Source organism: Flagellimonas sp. MMG031, from assembly GCF_040112705.1.
Lineage (GTDB): Bacteria > Bacteroidota > Bacteroidia > Flavobacteriales > Flavobacteriaceae > Flagellimonas.
On sequence record NZ_CP157804.1, the window covers coordinates 2,338,389 to 2,362,304 of the forward strand.

Consider the following 23,916-nt stretch of genomic DNA (forward strand, 5'->3'; position numbering starts at 1 on the left):
GGAATTAATCTGAAGAAAGCGTATTTTTGTAGTCCATGACGTATTCAGATATTCCGGCAGCGCAGACCTTGATACTGTACTTTAAAGCAAGGGGCGTAAAGAACATAGTTATCTCACCGGGGTCCAGAAATGCCCCGTTGACCATCAGTTTTACAAAAAATCCGTTTTTTAAGTGTTTTAGTATTGTGGACGAACGCTGTGCCGCGTTCTTTGCCATGGGCATGGCCCAGCATTTGCGGGAACCGGTGGCTGTAATTTGCTCTTCGGGAAGTGCATTGCTCAATTTTTATCCCGCAGTTGCAGAGGCTTATTATAGCGACATTCCCTTAATCGTGATTTCTGCGGACAGACCAAGCTACCGTATCGATATCGGGGACGGACAGACCATTCGGCAAGAAAATGTGATGGAAAAGCACATCGGTTATTCGGCCAATTTGAAGCAGGATGTTTCTCATGCCACAGAAACCATTTCAAAGTATGGCCCGCACTTATTGGATGATAATCAGGAACAGGTTAAGGACTATAACGAAAGGGAGATTGCCAAAGCACTTTCGGTTGCTTTTGATGAAAAATATCCAGTGCACATCAATATTCCTTTTGAGGAACCCTTGTACGGTAGGGTAGAGGAACCTTCGGTGCAGCTTCAAAATTACCAGCTTTCTGAAAATGTGGCCGATACGGAACATAAAGATTGGGAGACCCTGGCCGCTATTTGGAAGAGTCTTCCACGAAAAATGGTCCTGGCAGGGGTTAACCATCCCAACGCCTTGGAAGAGGAAGTGTTGCAGCTTTTGGCCAAGGACCCGGATACCGTTTTGTTTACCGAAACCACTTCCAATTTGCATCATCCGGAATTCTTCGAAAGTATAGATAGCATTATCGCGCCTATCGAAAAATCCAAAAATGCAACAGAGCTTTTCAATGCTTTGCAACCCGACCTATTGGTCACCTTTGGTGGATTGATCGTATCCAAAAAAATAAAGGCCTTTCTACGAAAATACAAGCCCAAACAACACTGGCATATAGATGTAAAAAAGGCGAACAATACCTTCTATTGCCTGACCAAACACATCAAAGCAGACCCCAACCGTTTTTTTAGGGAGGTTGCGACAGAAAGTTTCGGAGAAAGCCATTACAAACGGTTTTGGGAAACCAAAAAGGACATTTACGAAAAGAAGCGCGAAGACTATCTCCATGAGATTCCGTTCTCGGATTTTACCGCTTTTCATCAAATCATCAAAAAAATACCCAAAGGGTATCAGGTGCATTTGGCCAATAGTTCCACGGTACGCTACGCCCAACTCTTTGCGTTGGATAAATCTTTAAAAGTATACTGCAATCGCGGTACAAGCGGTATTGATGGAAGCACATCCACGGCCCTGGGCAGTTCCATTTATAGCGATTCCCCAACAGTGCTGCTTACAGGCGATTTGAGCTTTTTTTACGATAGCAATGCCCTTTGGAACAGTTATACCCGTCCTGATTTTAGGATTGTACTCATCAATAATTCCGGAGGAGGTATTTTTAGGATCTTACCCGGAATGGAGGAGACCGAGGAGTTTGAGACCTTTTTTGAGACCAGCCACAATTTATCAGCGGAACATTTGGCGAAGATGTACGGTTACGATTATTTGAAAGCGAACAATGAAGCTGAACTGAAAGATTCGCTCCATGTTTTTTACGGGAAATCGGAACGGCCAAAAATCTTGGAAGTCGCAACACCACGGGTTTTGAACAATAAAATTTTGCTTGGGTACTTCGATTTTATATCTTAGAAGCTTAACTGTAAATCAAACTAGAACACTAACAGATTATGAGTAAAAGAGACGAATTGATCGAAAAGTACGCTGCGGACATCAAAAACAAATTTGGACAAAATCCCGATATGGATTTGTTGACCAAAGTAGCGGTTGGATTGGGCCCTGCCATTTACAATTTGGATGCATCCAAAGTATCCGGCTCCGACGAAAAGGAGCTAGAAACTGTAAAGAACAATTTCTTGATCAAAAAATTGGGGCTGGCTGATACCCCAGTACTAATGGAGTCCATCAACAGCGTTATTGATACGTACGGACGATCGGAAAAAAACAAGCATCGTGCCGTTATCTACTATATTTTGGCCAAGCACTTTGGTAAGGAATCGGTATATAACTAGGATGTTCACTATTAAAAAAGAGCTGTTCGATTGTGGACAGCTTTTTTTATACCCGTTTTTTACAACTACCTTTACCGCATGATAGAACTGGGAAACTACAATACCCTTAAGGTGCTCAGGAGCACTAGCATTGGGCTTTTTTTGGGAGATGAGGAAGGAACGGAAATTTTGTTGCCCAATAAATACGTGCCCGAGGATTTTGAAATAGACCAAGAAATGGAAGTGTTCTGTTATTTGGATAATGCGGAACGCCCCATCTCCACAACATTGAAGCCTAAAATTGTCCGTAATGGGTTTGCCTACTTGCAAGTGGTCGAAGTGGGAGCCTACGGCGCCTTTATGGATTGGGGATTGGAAAAGCATTTGTTGGTGCCATTTAGGGAGCAATCGCAACGCATGGAGGATGGACAAAAATACATTGTCCATTGCTACATGGACGAGGAAAGTATGCGTCTTACGGGCTCGAGCAGGATAGATAAGTTTTTGTCCAACGACAGTGTGGATTACGAACAAAATGATCCAGTGGACCTTTTGGTGTATCGAAAAACTCCGCTGGGGTGGGAGGTCATCGTGGATAATCGTCATAAAGGACTCATTTTTGACAGTGATATCTTCAAACCGGTTTCTGTGGGCGATCGTCTGAATGGTTTTGTAAAAAATGTTCGGGATGACAAAAAACTGGATATTTCACTACAGCCCATTGGAGCCAAAATGTTGGAACCCACGGCCAAAATGATTTTGGACAAACTTGTGCAAAGTGGAGGCTTTTTGCCCTTGCACGATAAATCGTCGCCCGAAACAATCCAAAAGACCCTTCATTTGAGCAAAAAAGCCTTTAAAAAAGGGGTGGGTATTCTGTACCGTCAACGTAAAATCAGTATACAGGAAGACGGTATCCGCTTACTTTAGACCAAAAACAACTCCAAGACCCTATTTATGGTAGCTTTAGCGCCGTAAAGTTTTTTTCTTAACCCAAAAATTTTATTTTTGTAGGGATTCAGATTAACGTATTGGTTGCCTTGCGGTTAGCATGGCTTAATTTAATAATTTCCTCCACTTATGCCTTTTATTGAAGAAAGCGATTTGTTGGACCTTCATAAGGATATAGATAAGGCCCAGATTATAAACGAAAGACTTCTTGATCAGATCAAGTTCAAGAATAAGGATTTGCGCAAAATCAAATTACAGCGAAATATCCTTTTGGGATTTGTTGGCCTGTTCGTTATCGGTACACTTGCCATAACCTCATTCACTGCTGGATTGAGCAGCAAACAACAATTTGAGAATCAGAGCAATGTCCTGTTCTCGTTGGACAGCTTGGATGTGATCAGGGCCCGTATTGACAATCTGAAGAAACAAAACCAAGAATTGAGCTTGGTAAAGGAATTTTACTTGGCCAAGGAATTTTTGAACAAGGAAAAAATCTACTCCGTACAAGTGAAGTCTTTTGTGGACAATAATGTGACCTTGGCCTCGGAAGCTCTGACCAATACACTTTTTGTAAAGACCAATCCGTTTTATGCCTACTCCTTGGGCAACTACGAAACGTTAGAGGAGGCCCAAAAGTTTAGAAAATTTTTGGTTCAAATTGGTTTTGAAGATGCGTTTGTAGCCTCTTATATTGATGGCCAACGTGTCAAAATTGAAGATCCGTACTAAACTTGGGAAACACAAAAGCTTGGATACAAGCGGCTAGACTTCGTACACTCCCACTTTCTTTATCAGGGATTATTGTAGGCACTGCACTGGCTGCCTATAAAGGATATTTTGATGGGACCATATTTGTTTTGGCACTGTTGACCACCATTGGTTTTCAGGTAATCTCCAACTTCGCCAATGATTATGGGGATGGTGTAAAGGGAACCGACAACGAGGACCGCATTGGTCCGGCACGCGCCCTGCAAAGCGGTACCATAACTCGGGCGTCGCTCAAAAATGGGATTATTGTTTCCACGATACTGACCCTGCTCATCGCTTTAGCGCTTATTTATTTGGCATTCGGTTTGGAAAACCTGCCCTACATCGTTTTATTTTTTGTGTTGGGGCTACTGAGTATCTGGGCCGCCATAAACTATACCATTGGCTCCAAAGCCTATGGCTATCGAGGTATGGGTGACCTTTTTGTCTTCCTGTTCTTTGGTCTGCTAGGTGTTTTGGGCAGTATGTTTCTGTTCACCAAATCGTTGGATGCGGTTGCCATTTTACCTGCCATCGCCATTGGGCTGCTCTGTGTTGCCGTTCTCAATTTGAACAACTTGCGGGATATGGTTTCCGATAAAAAGCATGGCAAGATTACGCTGGTGGTAAAAATGGGCTTTGATAGGGGTAAAATTTATCATGGTTTTTTGATTATTACGGCCCTGATATGCTTTTCCGTCTTTATTTGGTTGGAAGGTTGGAGTTGGAAATCCAGCTTTTTCATGCTGGCCTTTGTGCCATTGCTGATTCATCTGCTCAAAGTGATGCAGACCCAAAATCCAGGTCATTTAGATCCCGAACTGAAGAAAGTCGCTTTGAGCACCTTTTTGCTAGCGGTATTATTCTTAATTTCAGTTAATATTTTTTTGTGAATTTGATATACAACCAAATAAACTTAAAGGAACTTGGAACATCCGATAAAAATTTTGATCGTAGAGGATAATGTCATCATTGCTGATGATATGCAATCCATGTTAGAGGAAATCGGTTATGAGATCGTGGACAATGTGATTGTATACGAACAAGCCGTAGATGTCCTTAAAAATAATCATGTAGACCTTGTTTTGATTGATATCATCTTGGCTTCGGACAAGACAGGAATCGATTTGGGCAAGCACATCCGTGAAACGTATAATATTCCATTCATCTTTGTAACCTCCAACTCCGACCGCGCCACGGTAGAGAATGCCAAAACCGTAAAGCCGGATGGGTATTTGGTAAAGCCTTTTGAACAACAGGACCTGTATACATCCATTGAGATAGCATTATCCAATTTCAACTACAACAAAAAAGGGGTTGAGAAAGTATCGGATGATGATGCAGCGGATGAAATCACCTCCAATTCCATTTTGAAGGATTCCATTTTCGTCAAAAAACAACATTTGTATTATCGTATACAGTTTAGTGATATCCAGTTCATTAAGGCAGACAACGTTTATTTGGAAGTCAATACGGCAGATAAAAAATTCTTGGTGCGTTCTCCGCTGAAGGACTATTTGGAAAAATTGCCCAAAAATAAATTTTACAGGGCACATAAATCCTACATCGTCAATGTGGACCACATTGATGCCATCAACTCCAAGGATATCATGATCAATAATAACTTGATACCGATTTCCAAAGACTTTAAGGAATTTATCCTGTCCTCCATGAACAGCTAAAGGATTCCCTTTATTAAAATACCTAGCGCTCCCCCACGGGAGCGTTTTTTTTGACCAACAACAGCTTGTTGGGGGCAAGACCACACTTTTGGGTAGGTTCACAACAATATTTTCTCCACATGGAATCTCGCGCCTACTTTAGCAGTGTTATTAAATCAGAAAGTAATTTTTTCATTTTCATATAGTGTTCTCGTAAAAGGGTCTTGTTGTAAAAAGCAGGGCCTTTTTCAATTTCAGGGGGTTCGTAATACTGTGTTTTCTCCATGAAAAGCAGAAAACATCGACAAAATGCCATTTGACATACAGTTGATAACTTTTCACAACAGAAATGGACACTTTCACAACATAAATGGTCATCTCTTTCCACTGACATTTAATTTTACGACCAAACTAGCGTTCTTTATATACCCCATAGCTTGCAAATCGGTATAGCATTCCATTTTTACAGTTGATTTGGTTATCGGGGCAATAAAGGAAAAAAGGGCACGATAATAATATAGGGGCTTCGGTACTGTTCCGGGCCACTGTATCAAATTAATTAATGGGACGTTACGTAAGATTTTTATTTACCTCAGTATACTTTGCTTTTCTTTTCACTTCTTTCGCACAAACAAATGCGGAAAACGAGGATAGTGTACTTGAAGAATTCCAGGATACCGGCCTAGCTTCAGAACGGTTCGAGGTCTTTTTCAATTCGTTGGACCGATACAACGTCAATTCCGCTTACGACTGGTTGGATACCATCAAAATATACTTGACCAACGCAGAAAAAACAGAGGACACCACCGCTATCCGCTTATACAAAGTGATGCAAGCCCAAGTCTACAACGATCTTGGGGAATACGACAAGAGTACCGTCCTGGCCAAGGAACTTTATGATATCAATGATTCTTTGGACGATGCTTCCCAAAAAGTGGTTTTGGATGTGCTGGACGACAATTACGCCAACTTGCAATTGTTCGACAAGCAGATTGAGATCCGAAAGCAAAAGCGTGAGCTGGGCATTACCAGCAATGTAGCCTTTTACGACATTTATAGCAACCTTGGTCTGTACCGAAAGGCGAGGAACCAATACATTATGGAGGTAAAGCCTACCATTGCGGACAACGATTCGTACGGACTGGCCAAATACCATAGCAAAGTGGGCAATTACCTGCGCTTGGACGATTCTGCACCCACGGCATTGAGCGAACTGAAAAAGGCAAATTCGTACTTGGGAGTCTACATGAACGATATTTCGACCCAAAAAAGTGAGTCAGATATTTTTGAGAGTCAGTTGCTACAGGCCGAAATCGAGGGGAATATTGCCAAGTGCCATGTGATGCTCGGTGAGTTTGAAGAAGCCATCCCGCTATTGGAGACCAGCATCGAAACTTTAAAAAAATCACCCAACAACAACGATCATAGTGAAGTGGTTGAAAACACCCTATTCTTGGCGGAGGCCAACCTTCAGTTGGAGCGTTTTAGGGAGGCCAAAAAGCATTTGGATACGGAGTTTGACAATATTACCGTTTTGCAGACCATTAAAAGGAACAGTTTATTGGCCGCGTTCTATGATAAGGTAGAAAACTACAAAAATGCGTCCATCTACTACAAACGTAACGAGCGCATAAAGGACTCCTTGGCCAAAAAGCAGTCGGCCTTGATCAAACAACAACTGGTCACCATCGTGGCCAATGAGGATTTGGAGAATTCCCAACGGTTGATCGATGAACAAAAGCGCATCAACGAACTGGCCCGAAGTGAAATGAAGGCCAAGGATGAGCGAATCAATCTGGTGTTCATTTCTTTAATATTCACCCTCTTAGGGTTCGCAGGTCTGGTGTATGCCTATCTGAAGAGTATCAAAAACCAACGATTGATCGCTGAACAAAAGCACATTATCGAGAATTCGTTGGTGGAGAAGGATTCCCTGTTAAAAGAGATCCATCACCGGGTAAAGAACAACCTGCAGATGGTGAGCAGCCTTTTGAGCCTTCAAACCAAAAACACCCGAAGCAAGGCGGCCATCGAAGCCTTGGAAGAAGGAAAGAGTAGGGTGAAGGCCATGGCGTTGATCCATCAAAAACTGTATCAGAACGATGACCTCTCGGTGATAGAAATGCAGGGGTACATTGAAAGTTTGATCAATAGCGTGCAATCCGTGTACAAAAAAGGAGGGCACAATATTAGCATCACCATTGATGCCGAGGGCACCGAGCTGGATATTGACCGTGCCATTCCTTTTGGATTGATTTTAAACGAATTGGTGTCCAATTCATTCAAATATGCCTTTCCAGAGAATGATGAGAACGGCAAAATCTACATTCATTTGCGCAAAAATGGAGATCAGGGCTATTTTGAATATACCGACAATGGCGTAGGCCTTCCCGAGGATTCCGATGAGCGGGCGCATTCCTCCATGGGTATTCGCTTGATCAATAGATTGGTGAACCAATTGCAGTCCAAATTGAATATCGACAGACAGGTAGAAGGTGTTCGTTTCTGGTTCAACTTTAGTTAAGCCCTAGCGCACCTGACTCTTCAGTACCACTTTGTGCAATAGTTTTGGGAAAAATCGCTTGAGGTAGATGCCCTTTACTTCCTTGCCACCGATATAGACTTCGAACTTTTTGCGTTGGATGGCAGCAATTATTTTTTGTGCTGCAAGCTCAGGGGATATGCCATTTTGCGTGGCTACATCATCTTCTTTTTGCGGAGAGCCATCGGCGGTCAAGGCATTTTTGGCCACATTGGTCTGTACAAATCCCGGGCAAACCATGGTCACGTGGATTCCATCTTTTTCGTGTTCCATCCGCATCACATCAAAAAAACCGTGCAAGGCATGCTTGGCCCCGCAGTATCCAGAACGATAAGGGGAACCAAACTTGCCCATCAAACTGGTAACGGTTACAAAATGTCCGCTTTGATTGGCCATAAAGTGGGGCAGAATGGCTTTGGAAAGCGCTACTGTTCCCAAATAATTAATGTCCATCAATTGTTGATATACGTCGAGCGTTGTGTCCTTGATCAGCGACCGCTGACTTATTCCAGCGTTGTTTACCAAAATGTCCACCTTTCCGAACAAACCAACTGCCTTGTTTGCAATGGCCTGCATGCCTTTGTGGTCTTTCAGATCCAATGGAAGAACGGAAATAGTACTTGAAGTATCACAGAGGTCTTTTACTTCGAGCAATTCTTCTTCCCTACGGGATGAAAGAATCAAATTGCAATCATATTTACTAAGGGCCAAAGCCAAACTTTTCCCAATGCCGGACGAAGCCCCGGTTATCCAAATCGTTTTTCCATGGATACTTCCCATACCTACTGTTTTAGAAACAAAATATACTTAAATTTGGGCTACTTCATGAAAGCAAATTATAAAAAGTATACCCTCAATTTTAAAGTCCCCAGTGGAACCTCACGTGGTGTGATGACCCAAAAAGAGACGTGGTTCCTGATCTTAAAAAACAATGGTTCTTTTGGAATTGGGGAGTGTGGTATTCTCCGCGGGCTGAGCGCGGACGATCGGCCTGATTACGAAGAAAAATTAGTTTGGACCTGTGAAAACATACAACTGGGAAAGGATAAGCTATTGGCAGAATTAGAAGCATTTCCCTCGATTCAGTTTGGATTGGAGCAGGCCTTTTTGTCATTGGCTTCCCAAAACCCTTTTGAGTTGTTTCCTTCGGACTTTACCAAAAAGGAAGCGCCCATACCTATTAACGGACTGATCTGGATGGGGGATGAGGGATATATGCTGAACCAATTGGAGCAAAAGTTGAAAGATGGTTTCGGCTGCATCAAGATGAAGATTGGAGCCATTGATTTTGACAAGGAATTGGCTATCCTCAAGTCAATCCGGGATAATTTTTCCCCGAATGAAATTGAGTTGCGTGTTGATGCGAACGGAGCCTTTTCTCCCAACGAAGCCATGGGAAAATTGGAACAATTAGCCTCATTTCAGCTACATTCCATTGAACAGCCCATAAAAGCGGGACAATGGGATAATATGGCCCTACTTTGCGAAAAAACCCCCTTGCCCATCGCTTTGGATGAGGAGCTTATTGGCGTTTTTGATGTAACGGAAAAGCAGAAAATGCTACAAACTATACAACCACAGTATGTCATACTCAAGCCAAGTCTGGTGGGCGGAATAAAGGGTAGCAGGGAATGGATAGATTTGGCCGGCAAACAACACATAGGCTGGTGGATTACCAGCGCGTTGGAAAGCAATATTGGCCTAAATGCGATTGCACAGTTTACCCACACCTTGAAAACGACCATGCCCCAAGGTTTGGGAACGGGCAGTTTATTTACCAATAATATCAATAGCCCTTTGGAGGTTTCCGGAGGGCAACTTTTTTATAGACAGGATAATGCCTGGGATATGGATGTAATAGAACAAATATGTATATAGAGCAAGGGTATAAGGGAAATATCGGTATGTGGAAGTACTTGGTGCTTCCTGTTGGTTTTATTGGATTTATGGTGCTCAACTATATCACCACTATAAATTCTCCAATAAGTGTTGAGGACGCGATGCAACAAATAATCGACCAATTTGGGAGAAATCTAGTTCTGATCTTATTGTTGGCACCTTTGGTGGTCGGTTTTTTTGTGGTACTTGGGTGGACACTTTTAGTGCATCAACAATCCATTACTTCGTTGACAACATCACGTAAGAAAATTGATTGGAAACGAATTTTGTTCGCTTTTGGACTTTGGGCAGGAGTCACCATTATTTTGACTGGAGTAGACATCTTTTTTTCTCCTGAGAAATATGAGTTAAACTTTAATCTAGTCAAATTCATTCCATTGGCCATAATTGCCATATTACTGATTCCGTTACAGACCAGTTTTGAAGAATATCTGTTTCGGGGCCACATGATGCAGGGCATAGGGTTGATGGCCAAAAACAGATGGTTGCCCTTATTCATAACATCTAGTCTTTTTGGTTTAATGCACATCGCCAATCCAGAAGTTGAAAAGCTAGGTTTGGGTATAATGGTCTACTATATCGGTACAGGATTCTTTTTGGGTATTTTGACATTGATGGACGAAGGGTTGGAACTGGCACTCGGTTTTCACGCAGCCAATAATTTGATAACGGCATTATTGGTGACGGCAGATTGGACCGCTTTCCAGACCAATTCCATTTTTAAGGATGTATCCGAGCCTGCTTTGGGCTGGGATGTCTTGATTCCTGTATTTGTGGTATATCCATTATTATTGATGTACTTCTCCAAAAAATATGGCTGGAAAAACTGGAAGGATAGATTATTTGGGCGCGTATTGTACAAGGAAGAATTTATGGCGTTGACCGATGGGGAATCCGATTTGGCATAACATTCATCCTGATTTTAAGCTGAACGGTACCGCATACAGTCGAGATGGTGTACGGAAGTTAGCCAACGAGCTTACCATGTCTACTTCCCATTACGAGCAAACCATAGGCGATTTTTTAAAGGACTGGACTTCGGATGAATCTGTCTTGAACGTTCAGACGTCGGGTTCCACAGGAGCATCAAAAACCATTCAGCTCAAAAAGGAGCATATGGTCAATTCCGCACAGGCTACGGGACACTACTTTGAATTGCGTTCTAAGCACAGCGCTTTACTCTGCTTACCTTGCACCGGAATTGCTGGAAAAATGATGTTGGTCCGTGCCATGGTGCTCGGACTCTCCTTGGATTATGTAGAACCCTCATCAACCCCCTTGTCCGCACAAGAACAGGACTACGATTTTGTGGCGATGGTACCGCTTCAGGTGCAAAATTCATTGGACCAACTGCACAAGGTCAAAAAACTCATTATCGGAGGAGCGGCGGTCGATTCAAATTTGAGGGAAAAACTTCTGGATTTATCCGTGGACGCCTATGAAACCTATGGGATGACGGAGACCATTACCCATATTGCCGTAAAGCGTATCAGTGGTGAACCGATGGATTATTTTGAAACCCTTCCCCATGTTTCCGTCACCCAAGACGAGCGAGAATGCTTGGTGATTCAAGCACCAAAAATTTCTGATGAAAAAGTGGTCACCAACGATTTGGTGGACATATTGGATGCACATCGATTCAAATGGGTGGGCAGGTATGATTCCGTTGTCAATTCCGGAGGAATCAAATTGATTCCCGAGCAAATTGAGAAAAAGCTATCGTCATTGATAGCCGCCCGATTCTTTGTGGCTGGACAGCCTGATGCAGCGCTTGGCCAAAAGCTCATATTGATCATAGAGGCAGATTCATTGGACAAAGACAAGCTGTTTCAGCAAATGAAACGATTGTCAGGACTCTCCAAATATGAAATTCCCAAACAGATTTATGGTCTACAACGGTTCCCTGAAACCAAGACCCAAAAAATCGACCGTAAAAAAATATTGGAACAACTTAGCTAAGTTTCGTACATTCAAAAATTCAAAAAATCAACCATGCGAAAAACCATTTTAGTAGTACTGCTTTTGCCATTTATGGCCATTTCCCAACAAATCCTTCCCGAAGTGGAGCGCGCAAGGGTCGTGGATGAAATCCTGGAAGAACGTTTCAATAATTTGTTGCCCCAGTTGATGGACCAGGCTGGATTGGACATGTGGGTGTTGATTTCTAGGGAATACAACGAAGACCCCGTACTAAAAACAATGCTGCCCGCCACTTGGCTGAACGCAAGACGTAGAACCATTATTCTGTTTTACAGGGACAAGCAAAAGAATACCATAGAAAAGTTGGCCGTGGCCCGTTATGATATTGGCAAGAGCATCAAGTCGGCTTGGGACAAGGAAAAGGAACCGGACCAGTGGAAGCGACTGATGCAGTTGATTACCGAACGGAATCCCGATAAAATCGGACTGAATTTTTCAAAAGACCACAATATTGCTGACGGTTTGGATAAGACCGATCACGATGAATTCATGGCCAATTTGCCTAAAAAACACCATTCAAAAGTAGTATCGGCAGAACAATTGGCCGTACGTTGGATAGAAACCCGTACCCCACGGGAAATGGCCATTTTTAATCAATTGGTAGATATCACCCACGATATTATTGCAGAGGCTTTTTCCGAAAAGGTCATCACCCCTGGCGTCACCACGACTACCGAGGTGGAATGGTGGATGCGTCAAAAAGTGACCGATTTGGGCTTGGAAACATGGTTTCACCCTACGGTAGATGTGCAACGTACCAGCGAGGAACTGGTGGGGCATCTGTATTCATTTTCTGGTAGGCCCGACGATGAAGTCATTCAGCGAGGTGATTTGCTACATTGCGATTTTGGAATCACTTATTTGCGCCTCAATACCGATTGCCAAGAATTGGCTTATGTTTTAAAGCCAGAGGAAACCGAAGCACCAGCATTTTTGGTGAACGCCCTGTATGATGGTAACCGTGTGCAGGACTTTTTGACTCAAAATATGGTGAAAGGGCGCGTGGGCAACGATATTTTGGCCAAAGCCTTGCAAGATGCCAAGGATGTAGGACTCAGACCTGCCATTTATACGCATCCCTTGGGATCTTATGGACACTCTGCCGGAACCACCATAGGAATGTGGGATGCACAAGGCGGAGTAATGAAGGATGACGGAGCGAATTACCCCTTGAATCCTAATACGGCATACGCCATCGAACTAAATATAACAGTGAATATTCCAGAATGGAACAGGGATATCCGTATTATGTTGGAAGAAGCCGGTTTTTTTGGAGAAGATGGGTTTCGATATGTTAATGGAAGACAAACCGAATTCTTGTTGATTCCGCGACCTAAGTCCCATTTAGGCAATTAGTTGGGTTGTTAAAATTTTGTAAGTAAAGTATCATTGAGCCATTTATTTTCATAATTTAAGTAGCAAAATCCGACTGCTATGAAAAATTTATGGGTGTTATTTTTGGTGATTACTACTTGCGCTTTTTCACAAACCGCAGAACTTAAAACAATTCGAGGTACCATTACCGATGGAACCCGTCCCATTGAAGATGTGGCCATTTCCATTGAAGGAAGCCACGAGACCATCTTTTCAAATGAACTGGGAAACTACAGTATCGAGGCTAGAACAGGTGACATTCTCACCTATTCCTATACAGGTCTTAAAACTCTTCAAATTAAAGTGGAGGATGTGACCCAAATTTTGAATTTGGAAATGTTCCCTGATATCAATGACTTGGACGAGGTAGAGGTAACTGCCAGTAGAAGAAAGTCGCAAAAGGACTTAGCCGCAGAATATAAGACGAATCCAAGAATTGTAAAAACGGCCTATGGGTATTTGGACACCGAAACCGCAGCGGGAAGAGTTAATGTGGTTCGTAAAGAGGATATCAATGCCATTTTTGTATGCTTGCTCGATTTCGCCAGAGTCAGAATACCTGGAATCGTGGTAACTGGCGACTGTACTTATGGAGGTGACATTTACGCAAGAGGTTTTGGGTCAATAAACAACTCCGCACCTGTAATTTATGATATTGATGGATTGATTTTTACGGATACACCGCTTTGGTTCGATATCAACAATGCTGAGCGTATTGCTTTAATTCAAAGCCTTTCCTTAACAGTCCCTTATGGTTTTGTTGGTGCTGGCGGGGTGATGGTCATCAACACCAAAACAGGAACTCCGGCCGCAACTCAGGTTGTGGACCAGGCACGTTTGCGCAATAATTATTTGCAACGGGACGTGCTTACCGAAAATCAGGTCCGACAAAATGCACCAGAGTATTTAAAGGAGTTTGCCAATAGCTCATCTATGGCAGAATCAAGAGAAATCTTTGAACGATATGCCGGTAGCTATTCGAATTCATCTTACTTTATTTTGGATGCCGTTCAACACTTTTCAAAAAGATGGAAAGCCTACGATATGGCAGACGCCATTGTGGACGAACATTGGAAACGAATGGAAACCAACCCGGTATTGCTAAAAACCTTGGCGTATTTCTATGAAGAGCAAGGGCGTTTCGACAAGGCCAATGACATTTATAAGGAGGTATTTATTTTACGACCAAATTATGTGCAAAGCTATCTGGATATGGCCAAGAGTTATAGGACCGCTGGGCAAATAAAACAAGCCGCTTCCATCTTCGCCCGTTACGAATATTTGGTCGATGAAGAGTTTTTACCAGATGGAGAAAATGATTTTGCCACCATCTTCCAAAGGGAGTACAATAACCTATTGACCTTGGAAAGAAAAGCCATTTTAAATGATGGAGGAGAAAAGTCCTTGTATGTTGCCGAAGAAGATTTTAATGGGACCCGTTTGGTATTTGAATGGAGTGATGGGGAAGCAGAGTTTGATTTGATGTTCGTTAATCCCGAGAACCAATATTACACTTGGAAGCATAGCTTGGCCGATAATGCTGAGGAAATCATGAACGAGAAAAATCTGGGCTACAATATAAAGGAGTACCTCATAGATGGTTCGCTCCCCGGACTTTGGAAAGTCAACATCAACTATAAAGGCAACAAGAGTTTGACACCATCTTACTTAAAAGCGACCATTTATACCGATTACGGCACCCCAAACCAAAAAATGGACATCAAAGTTTTCCGTTTGGGCCTAAAGAATGTGTATCAGGAGCTCTTTAAGATCAACGCACCAAGTGTGGTTTCAAATTAGATTATACTTGTAACACTCCCATATTAAAAGCTTTTTCGATTGACGCATGGTTTGCTGCCTCAATGCCCATCGAAATCCATTTACGGGTATCCAAGGGGTCGATTATGGCATCCGTCCAAAGTCTAGCAGCAGCGTAGTACGGCGATATTTGGTCGTCGTACCGCTGTTTGATTTGGTCAAAAAGTTCCTTTTCTTTTTCGGCGTCCACTGCTTTGCCACTTTTTTCCAAACTCGCTTTTTCAATCTGGAGCAATACTTTAGCGGCAGAGTTTCCGCTCATTACGGCCAATTCAGCGCTCGGCCAGGCTACAATCAAACGAGGGTCGTAGGCCTTTCCGCACATGGCATAATTCCCAGCTCCGTAGCTGTTTCCAATCACAACGGTAAATTTGGGCACTACCGAATTGCTCACCGCATTCACCATTTTGGCACCATCTTTAATAATGCCGCCATGCTCGCTTTTGCTACCCACCATAAATCCGGTCACATCCTGTAAAAACACCAAAGGGATTTTCTTTTGGTTACAATTGGCGATAAATCGAGTGGCCTTGTCGGCAGAATCGGAATAAATCACCCCGCCAAATTGCATCTCACCCTTTTTGGTCTTCACCACTTTACGCTGATTGGCCACAATGCCCACGGCCCAGCCGTCGATTCGGGCGTAACCTGTCAATATGGTCTGTCCGTAGCCTTCTTTGTACTGTTCAAATTCGGAATCGTCCACCAATCGTTTAATGATTTCCAACATATCGTACTGGTCGCTTCGTGAAGCGGGCAAGATTCCGAAAATATCATCAGGATTTTCTGCTGGAGGCTTGGCTTCGGAACGGTTGAATCCCGCCTTATCAAAATCGCCAATTTTATCCACAATATTTTTGATTTTATCCAAGGCATCCTTGTCATCTTTCGCCTTGTAATCCGTAACACCGCTAATTTCGGAATGCGTAGTGGCTCCACCCAAGGTTTCATTGTCGATACTCTCCCCAATGGCCGCCTTTACCAGATAACTGCCAGCCAAAAAGATGCTTCCCGTTTTATCCACAATCAACGCTTCGTCGCTCATAATGGGCAAGTATGCTCCACCGGCCACACAGCTTCCCATGACCGCGGCAATTTGGGTAATGCCCATGCTGCTCATAACGGCATTGTTCCTAAAAATGCGTCCAAAATGTTCCTTGTCGGGAAAAATTTCGTCTTGCATGGGTAGATAAACCCCAGCGCTGTCCACCAAATAAATAATGGGCAGTTTGTTCTCAATGGCAATTTCTTGGGCTCGCAGGTTCTTTTTTCCGGTAATGGGAAACCATGCTCCGGCCTTAACGGTCGCATCATTGGCCACTACCACACACTGCTTTCCTTGAACATGACCTACTTTTACCACAACGCCTCCAGAAGGGCATCCTCCGTGCTCTTTGTACATATCTTCACCAGCAAATGCACCGATTTCTATGGCTTCGGCATCGTCATCCAACAGATATTCGATACGCTCCCTAGCGGTCATTTTGCCTTTGGCATGGTGTTTTTCGATACGGCTTTTACCGCCACCGAGTTTTATTTGGGCGAGTCTACGTTTCAACTCGGACAATTTTAGCTTATTCTGGTCTTCGTTTTTATTGAAGTTTAAATCCATTCTCTGTCAAATTCTTTTAGCAGGTTAAAGATAAGGAGTTATAATCATTACTTTTGAACTATATGGATACCAAAATACGATGGGGCATTGTAGGCCCAGGAAAAATTGCAAGAAAATTTGTTTCGGACCTTTTGTTGGTCGATGATGCCGAACTTACGGCCGTGGCTTCCCGATCTCTGGAACGGGCTCAAGAATTCGCTAACGAATATGGCGCCAAGCATAGCTTTGGCAGTTATGACGAACTGTTTGAATCCGGTACGGTTGATGTGGTGTACGTGGCCACCCCACATAATTTCCATAAAGAATTATCTATAAAAGCATTGCAACACGGTATTGGGGTACTATGTGAAAAACCGCTCGGTGTGAATAGGGCAGAGGTGGAAGCGCAAGTCGAAGCTTCAAAAAAACATAGGGCTTTTTTGATGGAAGCCATGTGGTCACGTTTTAATCCATCCATTCAGAAATTGAAACAAATGGTGGATGCAGGCGAAATAGGAGACCTTAAGTACATTCATGCCGATTTTGCTTTCTATGCTTTGGATAGGGATGAAGATTCACGATTGCTCAATCCCAATCTTGCTTCAGGGACTTTGTTGGATATTGGAATTTATCCCATTTTCCTATCCTATCTGTTGTTGGGGATGCCCACTGAAATTATGGCAAAGGCCAAGTTTCATAAGAATGGTACCGAACTCCAGACCAGTATGATTTTTGATTATCCAAATGCACAATCCATCCTCTACAGCGGTTTTACCAGCAATTCCAAAATGGAGGCAGAAATTTCGGGCACAAAGGGACAAGTACACTTAAATCCCAGATGGCATGAGGCGGATGGATATACCTTCATTCAAAATGATGAAAGTTCCAAGGTTGACCTTCCTTTAAAAGGCATCGGGTATTACTACGAGATCTTGGAAGTGCACCAATGTTTGCGGAAGAATACCATAGAAAGTGACCTTTGGTCACATCAAAACAGCTTGGATTTGGCTGAGTTGTTGGACAGTGTACGGAATAAATGCGGAGTAAGCTTTCCTTTTGAAACATAATCCTTAATAATAACTTTACATTATCCCGATTTTTCCGATATTTGAACCTCTTCAGAAATATACACAATGGGAATGAATAAGAATACAGTGCTGGCCTACGCAACTTGGATCATGATTTTGGTCGGCTTGGGAATGATTGCACTTGGAGCGTTTAAGTATGATGAAGTGGCAGGATATGGTTTCGCTGCCGTAGGAATAGGTTTTTTTGCCGTAGCATGGGTATTCAATGCCCTTAAAGGCCGAGTTTAGCCTCTTTTCACAAACAATTTAATTTAAAGTAGATGTCAGACGATAAGAAAGTCATTTTTTCCATGTCTGGGGTAACCAAGACCTATAAATCGGCCAACACCCCTGTACTCAAAAATATTTACCTAAGTTTTTTCTACGGGGCCAAGATCGGGATTTTGGGTCTCAATGGTTCGGGTAAATCCACCTTGTTGAAAATCATTGCCGGGGTAGATAAGAACTATCAGGGCGATGTGGTCTTCTCTCCTGGGTATTCCGTCGGATACTTGGAACAGGAACCACAATTGGATGAAAACAAGACCGTACTCGAGGTGGTGAAGGAAGGCGTTGCCGAAACCGTTGCCATTTTGGACGAATACAACAAAATCAACGATATGTTCGGTCTGCCAGAGGTGTACGAGGACCCGGACAAGATGCAAAAGTTGATGGACAAGCAGGCGGCCCTGCAAGACCAAATTGATGCCTCCAATGCATGGGAGTTGGATACGAAGTTGGAGATCGCCATGGATGCGCTCCGTACCCCAGAATCAGATAAAAAAATCAGTGTACTCTCTGGTGGTGAGCGTAGAAGGGTGGCCCTTTGCCGTTTGCTGTTGAAAGAACCCGATGTTTTGCTATTGGATGAGCCTACCAACCACTTGGATGCCGAATCGGTACATTGGTTGGAACATCACTTGGCACAATATAAAGGAACGGTAATCGCCGTGACCCACGACCGTTATTTCCTGGATAACGTAGCGGGATGGATTTTGGAACTCGACCGAGGTGAAGGAATCCCATGGAAAGGAAACTACTCGAGTTGGTTGGACCAAAAGGCCAAACGCTTGGAGCAAGAGAGCAAACAGGCAAGCAAGCGTCAAAAAACTTTGGAACGAGAGCTAGAGTGGGTGCGCCAAGGAGCGAAGGGAAGACAGGCCAAACAAAAGGCCCGTTTGAACAATTACGACAAACTCCTTAGCCAAGACCAAAAACAGATGGAGGAGAAGTTGGAGATTTACATTCCTAATGGCCCCCGTTTAGGTACCAATGTTATCGAGGCAAAGGATGTCAGCAAGGCATTTGGCGATAAATTGCTGTACGAAAATCTCAATTTTAAACTACCACAGGCGGGCATTGTGGGTATTATTGGGCCCAATGGAGCGGGAAAGACTACCATTTTTAGAATGATCATGGGTGAAGAAACTCCTGATAAAGGAGAATTTATTGTTGGGGATACCGCTAAGTTGGCCTACGTAGACCAGTCCCATTCCAATATAGATCCTGAAAAAACCATCTGGGAAAACTTCAGCGATGGTCAGGAACTGATTATGATGGGAGGGAAGCAAGTGAATTCAAGAGCCTACCTAAGCCGTTTTAACTTTTCCGGAAGCGAACAGAACAAGAAAGTAAACATGCTTTCGGGAGGGGAACGTAACCGTTTGCATTTGGCGATGACCCTAAAAGAGGAGGGGAACGTATTGCTGTTGGATGAGCCCACCAATGATTTGGATGTAAACACATTACGTGCCTTGGAAGAAGGTTTGGAAAATTTTGCGGGTTGTGCCGTGATCATTTCCCACGACAGATGGTTCTTGGATAGGATTTGTACCCACATTCTTGCTTTTGAAGGCGACTCGCAAGTGTATTTCTTTGAAGGTTCGTTCTCAGATTATGAGGAGAACAAAAAGAAACGCTTGGGAACAGATATTATGCCCAAGCGTATCAAGTACAAAAAATTGATTCGTTAAATGAAAATGGAGGAATTATTCTGCTCTACCGAGATTTTTGATGCCTTCCTCCAATAATCTTTTGGCTTTTTCAAGATAAGCTCTTTGATGCGCCGATAAACTGTTCGGGTCTTCCCCAGCAGCAGTCGGACCAATGGAATTGGAAAGTTCTATCAATTGGTCAATGGCTTGTTCCGCAGATTTGAGCTTGTCATCGGCGTGTTTTTCAAAGACTTTGATCATTTCCATTTCCATCGCGGCCACGGAAGCTGTTTCGGTGGTTGGCTCTCCATCTTCGGTTTCATCCGAAAAACTTACGGTTTCTTCAACAGTGCTGGAAGTACCGAGAGTGCATTCATCGATGATGGTAATCAATTCATTGATTTCGCCAACGGCCTTTTTGGTAAAGAATCGACCAGCTTCCCAATCAATCGGTTCAACGGCCTTGTCCAAAGTTTCCATAGCATCCAAGGTTTTGTTCTTGGCTTTGTTACAATTGCATTCCGCCATAAAATCTTCTGATTTTTCCAAAGCTGTCAAAGCTCTTTCGGCATAATACATTTGATGTTCAAAGTTGGTGGCTTCCATCGCTTTTTTGCCATGGCTCAGCGCATAGGTAACTTTTGAATAGAAATTATCACATTGGGCGTAGGTAGCCTGTGCCGCAAAAATCAGCACAAAAACTACTAGAACATGGGATTTGGGAACCATATTAAAGTGTATTTGATTTGGTTGTTAAGTTCGTAATGCTAACGGTGAAGTTAGGACATTATTTCATTTGATTAGTAATCTTCGTTCGGGTACCAGTCCAATTGCACCACTTCAATGGAGGAGTCACCCTGGTTTACCAGCGTTTTAAATTTTTCCACATCGCTCACCTCCGGTCTTCCCCTAAAGTGATACGGATACACTTGGTCCGGCTTGAACTCCAACACGGCATCCGCAGCGCTTTCCACGGTCATGGTGTAGGGAAGGTTCATGCATACAAAGGCTTTGTCGATATTTTCCAATGCGCGCATTTCTGGAATATCTTCCGTATCGCCCGAAAAGTAGATGCGTTCATCACCGAACGTAAAGACATAGCCATTTCCTCTGCCTTTCACGTGAAAGTCTTTGGCTTCTTCACGAAGGTTGTACATGGGAATGGCCTTTACTGTGAACCCTGCCATTTGCTTGGTTTCACCATTATTGATAACAGTGGTTTTGGATGAGAGGTTTTCCTCCATTTGCATTTTCACAGCTTCGGGAGCAATAATTTGCACCCCTTCCAGATTTAGTGCGTTAAGGGTTTCGGGATTAAAGTGGTCACCGTGTATATCCGTAATAAATATCATATTTGGTGATGGTTGCCCTTCAAAAGCAGCTTCGCCACCAACAGGGTCTATATATATGGTATGTCCGTCCCACTCGATTACAGCAGTGGCATGTTCAATAGGCGTGATTTTGGCAGGGTCCGTAGTGGTCGTCATTTCAGTGACCGTTTCTTCCATTTCGGTGGAGGAGTCCTTTTTTTCGGTTTTCTCCTTACAGGAATTCAGAACAAGGAGCAATGCTGTGGCTGTAATCAAGAATTTTCTTTTCATCTTTATTTTTTTAGATACCCTTAAAAATAAGGGATTACGGAGAGAATTGTAATTTTTTTCAAAGAATATTTCATCCAAATAGTCCAAACCAAAATACTATGCGTATATAAACTGAACATGATTGATTAAAAAACCTTAAACGCAAAATCAATTAAAACAAAAAGTTATGACTGAAACAAAAAATAACAATAACGGATTGAAAGTAATTGCTGGTCTGTTGGGTGTAGTTCTTTTGGGAACTATTATTTACACGGTAAGTCTGTACCAAGATAAAAAGAAAACTACACAAGCCCTTACCCAAGAGAAGGAATTGGTTGTAGAGGATTTGAACAATTTGAAGTCTGAGTACGACAAAGCAATTTTGGAGAGCAACGCTACCAACGAAGAGTTGGTTGCCGCTAGGGACAACATCGCAAAGTATATTGATTCTGTAAGCAGCATGAAGGCAGACATCGCTACACTTTCAAGATATAGAAGACAAGTGAGCGTGCTTAAAGCTGAAAGAGAGAAGCTGTTAAAGCAAGTTGATTCCTTGACACAGTCCAACAGCTTGTTGGCCATGCAAAGAGACAGTACTTTTGCCGAATTGGAGCAACAAACCGTTTTCAACGATTCTTTGATCATCCAGAACACTCAATTGGCCGATGCCGTGGAAAGAGGTTCTGCGCTTAACCTGAGCACCATCAGCGTTGATGCCATTAAAGAAAGAAACAGCGGTAAATTGGTTTCTACCAGAAGAGCCAGAGCTACCGATAAATTTAAAGTTTGCTTTACCATTGCCGATAACGTAATCGCTGAGGCTGGTGACAGAGAATTCTACATTGAAGTTCTTGGGCCACAAGGTAATGTACTGGGTGAAGGTTTGACCAAGACTACAGAAGAAGGTAACTCCTTAACCTACAGCAAAGGAACCAACTTCTACTACGAGAACGATGCGTTGGATGTATGTGACTACATTAACAAGCCAAGTGGTGATTTCCAAGAAGGAAACTACATGGTAAATGTGTATGACAACCAATTGAAACTATTGGGTACATCTAGCTTCGAATTGAAATAGTAAACACACTATCACCATAAATAAAAAGGCCCGTCCAATTTTGGACGGGCCTTTTTTCTATTTTTAAGATTGGCATTTCTCTATTTAAGACTGCCTACCATATCTTCGGGCTTCACCCATTCATCATATTCCTCTGGGGTCACATATCCAAGGTTAACGGCCTCTTCCCTTAAGGTAGTGCCATTTTTATGGGCGGTGTTGGCAATTTCGGCCGCTTTATAGTACCCGATTTTGGTGTTAAGGGCAGTTACCAACATCAAAGAGTTGTTCAATAAGGTTTTAATGGTCTCGTGGTTGGGTTCAATACCGGCGGCACAGTTTTCATCAAAACTTACGCAGGCATCGCCCAATAATTGGGCAGATTGCAAAATATTGGCAGCCATCATCGGTTTAAAAACATTCAGTTCGTAATGTCCTTGCGTACCACCAACGGAAATGGCCACATCGTTCCCCATCACCTGTGCACAGACCATTGTCAATGCCTCACATTGGGTAGGGTTCACCTTTCCGGGCATAATGGAACTTCCGGGTTCGTTGGCAGGAATAATGATTTCCCCGATACCGGAACGAGGCCCAGAGGCCATCATACGGATATCATTCGCAATTTTGTTCAAAGAAACCGCTAGTTGTTTTAAGGCACCATGACTTTCCACGATGGCATCGTGCGCGGCCAACGCCTCAAATTTGTTTCCAGCAGTAACGAATGGTTTTCCAGTAAACTCGGCAATATATTTGGCAACGAGAACATCATAACCTTTAGGGGTGTTTAGGCCCGTACCTACCGCAGTACCGCCCAAAGCCAATTCGCTCAAATGGGGAAGTGTATTTTTCAAAGCTTTCAAGCCATGGTTCAATTGGGAAACATAGCCCGAAAACTCTTGTCCCAAGGTTAGGGGAGTGGCATCCATCAAATGGGTCCTTCCAATCTTTACCACATCCTTGAATTCCTCGGATTTTTTCTGCAACGTATCTCTTAATTGTTCTACCCCGGGAATGGTGACGTCCACTATTTTTTTGTAGGCTGCGATATGCATTCCCGTAGGGAAGGTATCATTGGAGGACTGACTTTTATTCACATCATCATTGGGCTGGATGGTTTTTTCGCCTTCCCCGATTTTCTTACCCGCAATTTCATGAGCGCGATTGGCAATCACTTCGTTTACGTTCATGTTGCTTTGGGTACCCGAACCAGTTTGCCAAATAACCAATGGGAACTGGTCATCATGTTTGCCTTCGAGTATTTCGTCGCATACTTGCGCAATCAAATCCCTTTTTTCTTGGCTCAACACGCCCAATTCGTGGTTGGTAAAAGCGGCCGCTTTCTTCAGATAGGCAAAACCATAAACCACATCCAAGGGCATGGATGCAGGGGGGCCAATTTTAAAGTTGTTGCGGGAACGCTCCGTTTGGGCTCCCCAGTATTTGTCGGCGGGTACTTTTACCTCGCCCATCGTATCTTTTTCAATCCTAAAACCCATAGTTTAAAATTTTGTTTCACAAAGGTAGGATATCGGGTATTTATATGGTAATTGATGGCAATAAATACACTTTTTTTGCCCT

Annotated in this window: 21 protein-coding genes; 16 read left to right on the plus strand and 5 right to left on the minus strand. The window is 43.1% G+C overall.

Annotated features, from left to right (window positions below):
• The first annotated feature begins 35 nt into the window (after positions 1 to 35).
• The 7 genes from menD to ABNE31_RS10540 all read left to right on the plus strand — a co-directional run bounded on the left by menD (position 36) and on the right by ABNE31_RS10540 (position 8,017).
• Entirely contained in the window at positions 36 to 1,775 is a 1,740-nt protein-coding gene (gene menD / locus ABNE31_RS10510; RefSeq protein WP_349351094.1) for a 2-succinyl-5-enolpyruvyl-6-hydroxy-3-cyclohexene-1-carboxylic-acid synthase, read from the plus strand.
• A gap of 38 nt (positions 1,776 to 1,813) precedes the next feature.
• Positions 1,814 to 2,155, plus strand: coding sequence for a DUF2853 family protein (locus ABNE31_RS10515; protein ID WP_349351095.1), 342 nt, complete (start codon positions 1,814 to 1,816; stop codon positions 2,153 to 2,155).
• Between the two features lie 78 nt (positions 2,156 to 2,233).
• Positions 2,234 to 3,064 carry a S1-like domain-containing RNA-binding protein gene (locus ABNE31_RS10520; RefSeq protein WP_179385618.1) on the plus strand — a complete coding sequence of 277 codons (831 nt, stop codon included), beginning with the start codon at positions 2,234 to 2,236 and terminating at the stop codon, positions 3,062 to 3,064.
• Positions 3,065 to 3,214: 150 nt separating this feature from the next.
• The gene (locus ABNE31_RS10525) at positions 3,215 to 3,814 is read left to right on the plus strand and encodes an SPOR domain-containing protein (protein WP_293285024.1); all 600 of its coding nucleotides are present in this window, start codon (positions 3,215 to 3,217) and stop codon (positions 3,812 to 3,814) included.
• A 2-nt stretch (positions 3,815 to 3,816) separates the two neighbouring features.
• Positions 3,817 to 4,725 (plus strand): 1,4-dihydroxy-2-naphthoate polyprenyltransferase, encoded by a 909-nt coding sequence (locus ABNE31_RS10530; RefSeq protein ID WP_349351096.1) that lies wholly within the window; start codon positions 3,817 to 3,819, stop codon positions 4,723 to 4,725.
• 33 nt (positions 4,726 to 4,758) lie between these two features.
• Entirely contained in the window at positions 4,759 to 5,514 is a 756-nt protein-coding gene (locus tag ABNE31_RS10535) for a response regulator (RefSeq protein WP_179385615.1), read from the plus strand.
• A 541-nt stretch (positions 5,515 to 6,055) separates the two neighbouring features.
• A complete protein-coding gene (locus ABNE31_RS10540) occupies positions 6,056 to 8,017 on the plus strand; it encodes a histidine kinase dimerization/phosphoacceptor domain -containing protein (RefSeq protein ID WP_349351097.1) in 1,962 nt (653 codons plus the stop codon).
• Between the two features lie 3 nt (positions 8,018 to 8,020).
• Here the strand turns inward: ABNE31_RS10540 and ABNE31_RS10545 are convergent, their stop codons facing one another.
• Positions 8,021 to 8,815 (minus strand): SDR family oxidoreductase, encoded by a 795-nt coding sequence (locus ABNE31_RS10545; protein ID WP_349351098.1) that lies wholly within the window; start codon positions 8,813 to 8,815, stop codon positions 8,021 to 8,023.
• 45 nt (positions 8,816 to 8,860) lie between these two features.
• Here ABNE31_RS10545 and ABNE31_RS10550 point away from each other — a divergent pair, with 45 nt between their 5' ends.
• From ABNE31_RS10550 to ABNE31_RS10570, 5 genes are all read left to right on the plus strand, one after another.
• On the plus strand, positions 8,861 to 9,913 hold the full coding sequence (locus ABNE31_RS10550) for an o-succinylbenzoate synthase (RefSeq protein ID WP_349351099.1): 1,053 nt from the start codon (positions 8,861 to 8,863) through the stop codon (positions 9,911 to 9,913).
• Entirely contained in the window at positions 9,904 to 10,842 is a 939-nt protein-coding gene (locus ABNE31_RS10555) for a CPBP family intramembrane glutamic endopeptidase (RefSeq protein ID WP_349351100.1), read from the plus strand. Before ABNE31_RS10550 ends, ABNE31_RS10555 begins: the two co-directional genes overlap by 10 nt.
• Positions 10,820 to 11,893 carry an AMP-binding protein gene (locus ABNE31_RS10560; RefSeq protein ID WP_349351101.1) on the plus strand — a complete coding sequence of 358 codons (1,074 nt, stop codon included), beginning with the start codon at positions 10,820 to 10,822 and terminating at the stop codon, positions 11,891 to 11,893. The genes ABNE31_RS10555 and ABNE31_RS10560 overlap by 23 nt, the downstream gene beginning before the upstream one ends.
• Positions 11,894 to 11,926: 33 nt before the next feature.
• On the plus strand, positions 11,927 to 13,270 hold the full coding sequence (locus tag ABNE31_RS10565) for a M24 family metallopeptidase (protein ID WP_349351102.1): 1,344 nt from the start codon (positions 11,927 to 11,929) through the stop codon (positions 13,268 to 13,270).
• A gap of 78 nt (positions 13,271 to 13,348) precedes the next feature.
• Positions 13,349 to 15,088: a carboxypeptidase-like regulatory domain-containing protein gene (locus tag ABNE31_RS10570; protein ID WP_349351103.1), complete on the plus strand. Its 1,740-nt coding sequence runs from the start codon at positions 13,349 to 13,351 to the stop codon at positions 15,086 to 15,088.
• A gap of 1 nt (position 15,089) precedes the next feature.
• Here the strand turns inward: ABNE31_RS10570 and ABNE31_RS10575 are convergent, their stop codons facing one another.
• Positions 15,090 to 16,718, minus strand: a complete 1,629-nt coding sequence (locus tag ABNE31_RS10575) for an acyl-CoA carboxylase subunit beta (protein WP_349351104.1) — start codon at positions 16,716 to 16,718, stop codon at positions 15,090 to 15,092.
• Between the two features lie 62 nt (positions 16,719 to 16,780).
• On the opposite strand from ABNE31_RS10575, the gene ABNE31_RS10580 reads away from it, so the two are divergent.
• The 3 genes from ABNE31_RS10580 (at position 16,781) to ettA (ending at position 19,737) form a co-directional block, all read left to right on the plus strand.
• Complete coding sequence (locus ABNE31_RS10580) at positions 16,781 to 17,764, plus strand: Gfo/Idh/MocA family oxidoreductase (protein WP_349353044.1); 984 nt, start codon at positions 16,781 to 16,783, stop codon at positions 17,762 to 17,764.
• A gap of 66 nt (positions 17,765 to 17,830) precedes the next feature.
• Positions 17,831 to 18,013 (plus strand): CAL67264 family membrane protein, encoded by a 183-nt coding sequence (locus tag ABNE31_RS10585; protein ID WP_090297015.1) that lies wholly within the window; start codon positions 17,831 to 17,833, stop codon positions 18,011 to 18,013.
• Positions 18,014 to 18,045: 32 nt separating this feature from the next.
• Entirely contained in the window at positions 18,046 to 19,737 is a 1,692-nt protein-coding gene (gene ettA, locus ABNE31_RS10590) for an energy-dependent translational throttle protein EttA (RefSeq protein WP_179385605.1), read from the plus strand.
• A gap of 15 nt (positions 19,738 to 19,752) precedes the next feature.
• On the opposite strand, the gene ABNE31_RS10595 is transcribed toward ettA, so the two are convergent.
• Both ABNE31_RS10595 and ABNE31_RS10600 read right to left on the minus strand, forming a co-directional pair.
• Entirely contained in the window at positions 19,753 to 20,427 is a 675-nt protein-coding gene (locus ABNE31_RS10595) for a hypothetical protein (RefSeq protein ID WP_349351105.1), read from the minus strand.
• 71 nt (positions 20,428 to 20,498) lie between these two features.
• Positions 20,499 to 21,299 (minus strand): MBL fold metallo-hydrolase, encoded by an 801-nt coding sequence (locus ABNE31_RS10600; protein ID WP_349351106.1) that lies wholly within the window; start codon positions 21,297 to 21,299, stop codon positions 20,499 to 20,501.
• A 166-nt stretch (positions 21,300 to 21,465) separates the two neighbouring features.
• Between ABNE31_RS10600 and ABNE31_RS10605 the strand changes: the two genes are divergently transcribed.
• Positions 21,466 to 22,356, plus strand: coding sequence for a hypothetical protein (locus ABNE31_RS10605; protein ID WP_179385602.1), 891 nt, complete (start codon positions 21,466 to 21,468; stop codon positions 22,354 to 22,356).
• A gap of 80 nt (positions 22,357 to 22,436) precedes the next feature.
• Here ABNE31_RS10605 and fumC read toward each other — a convergent pair whose 3' ends face one another.
• Entirely contained in the window at positions 22,437 to 23,834 is a 1,398-nt protein-coding gene (gene fumC / locus ABNE31_RS10610) for a class II fumarate hydratase (RefSeq protein WP_349351107.1), read from the minus strand.
• Positions 23,835 to 23,916: the final 82 nt, after the last annotated feature.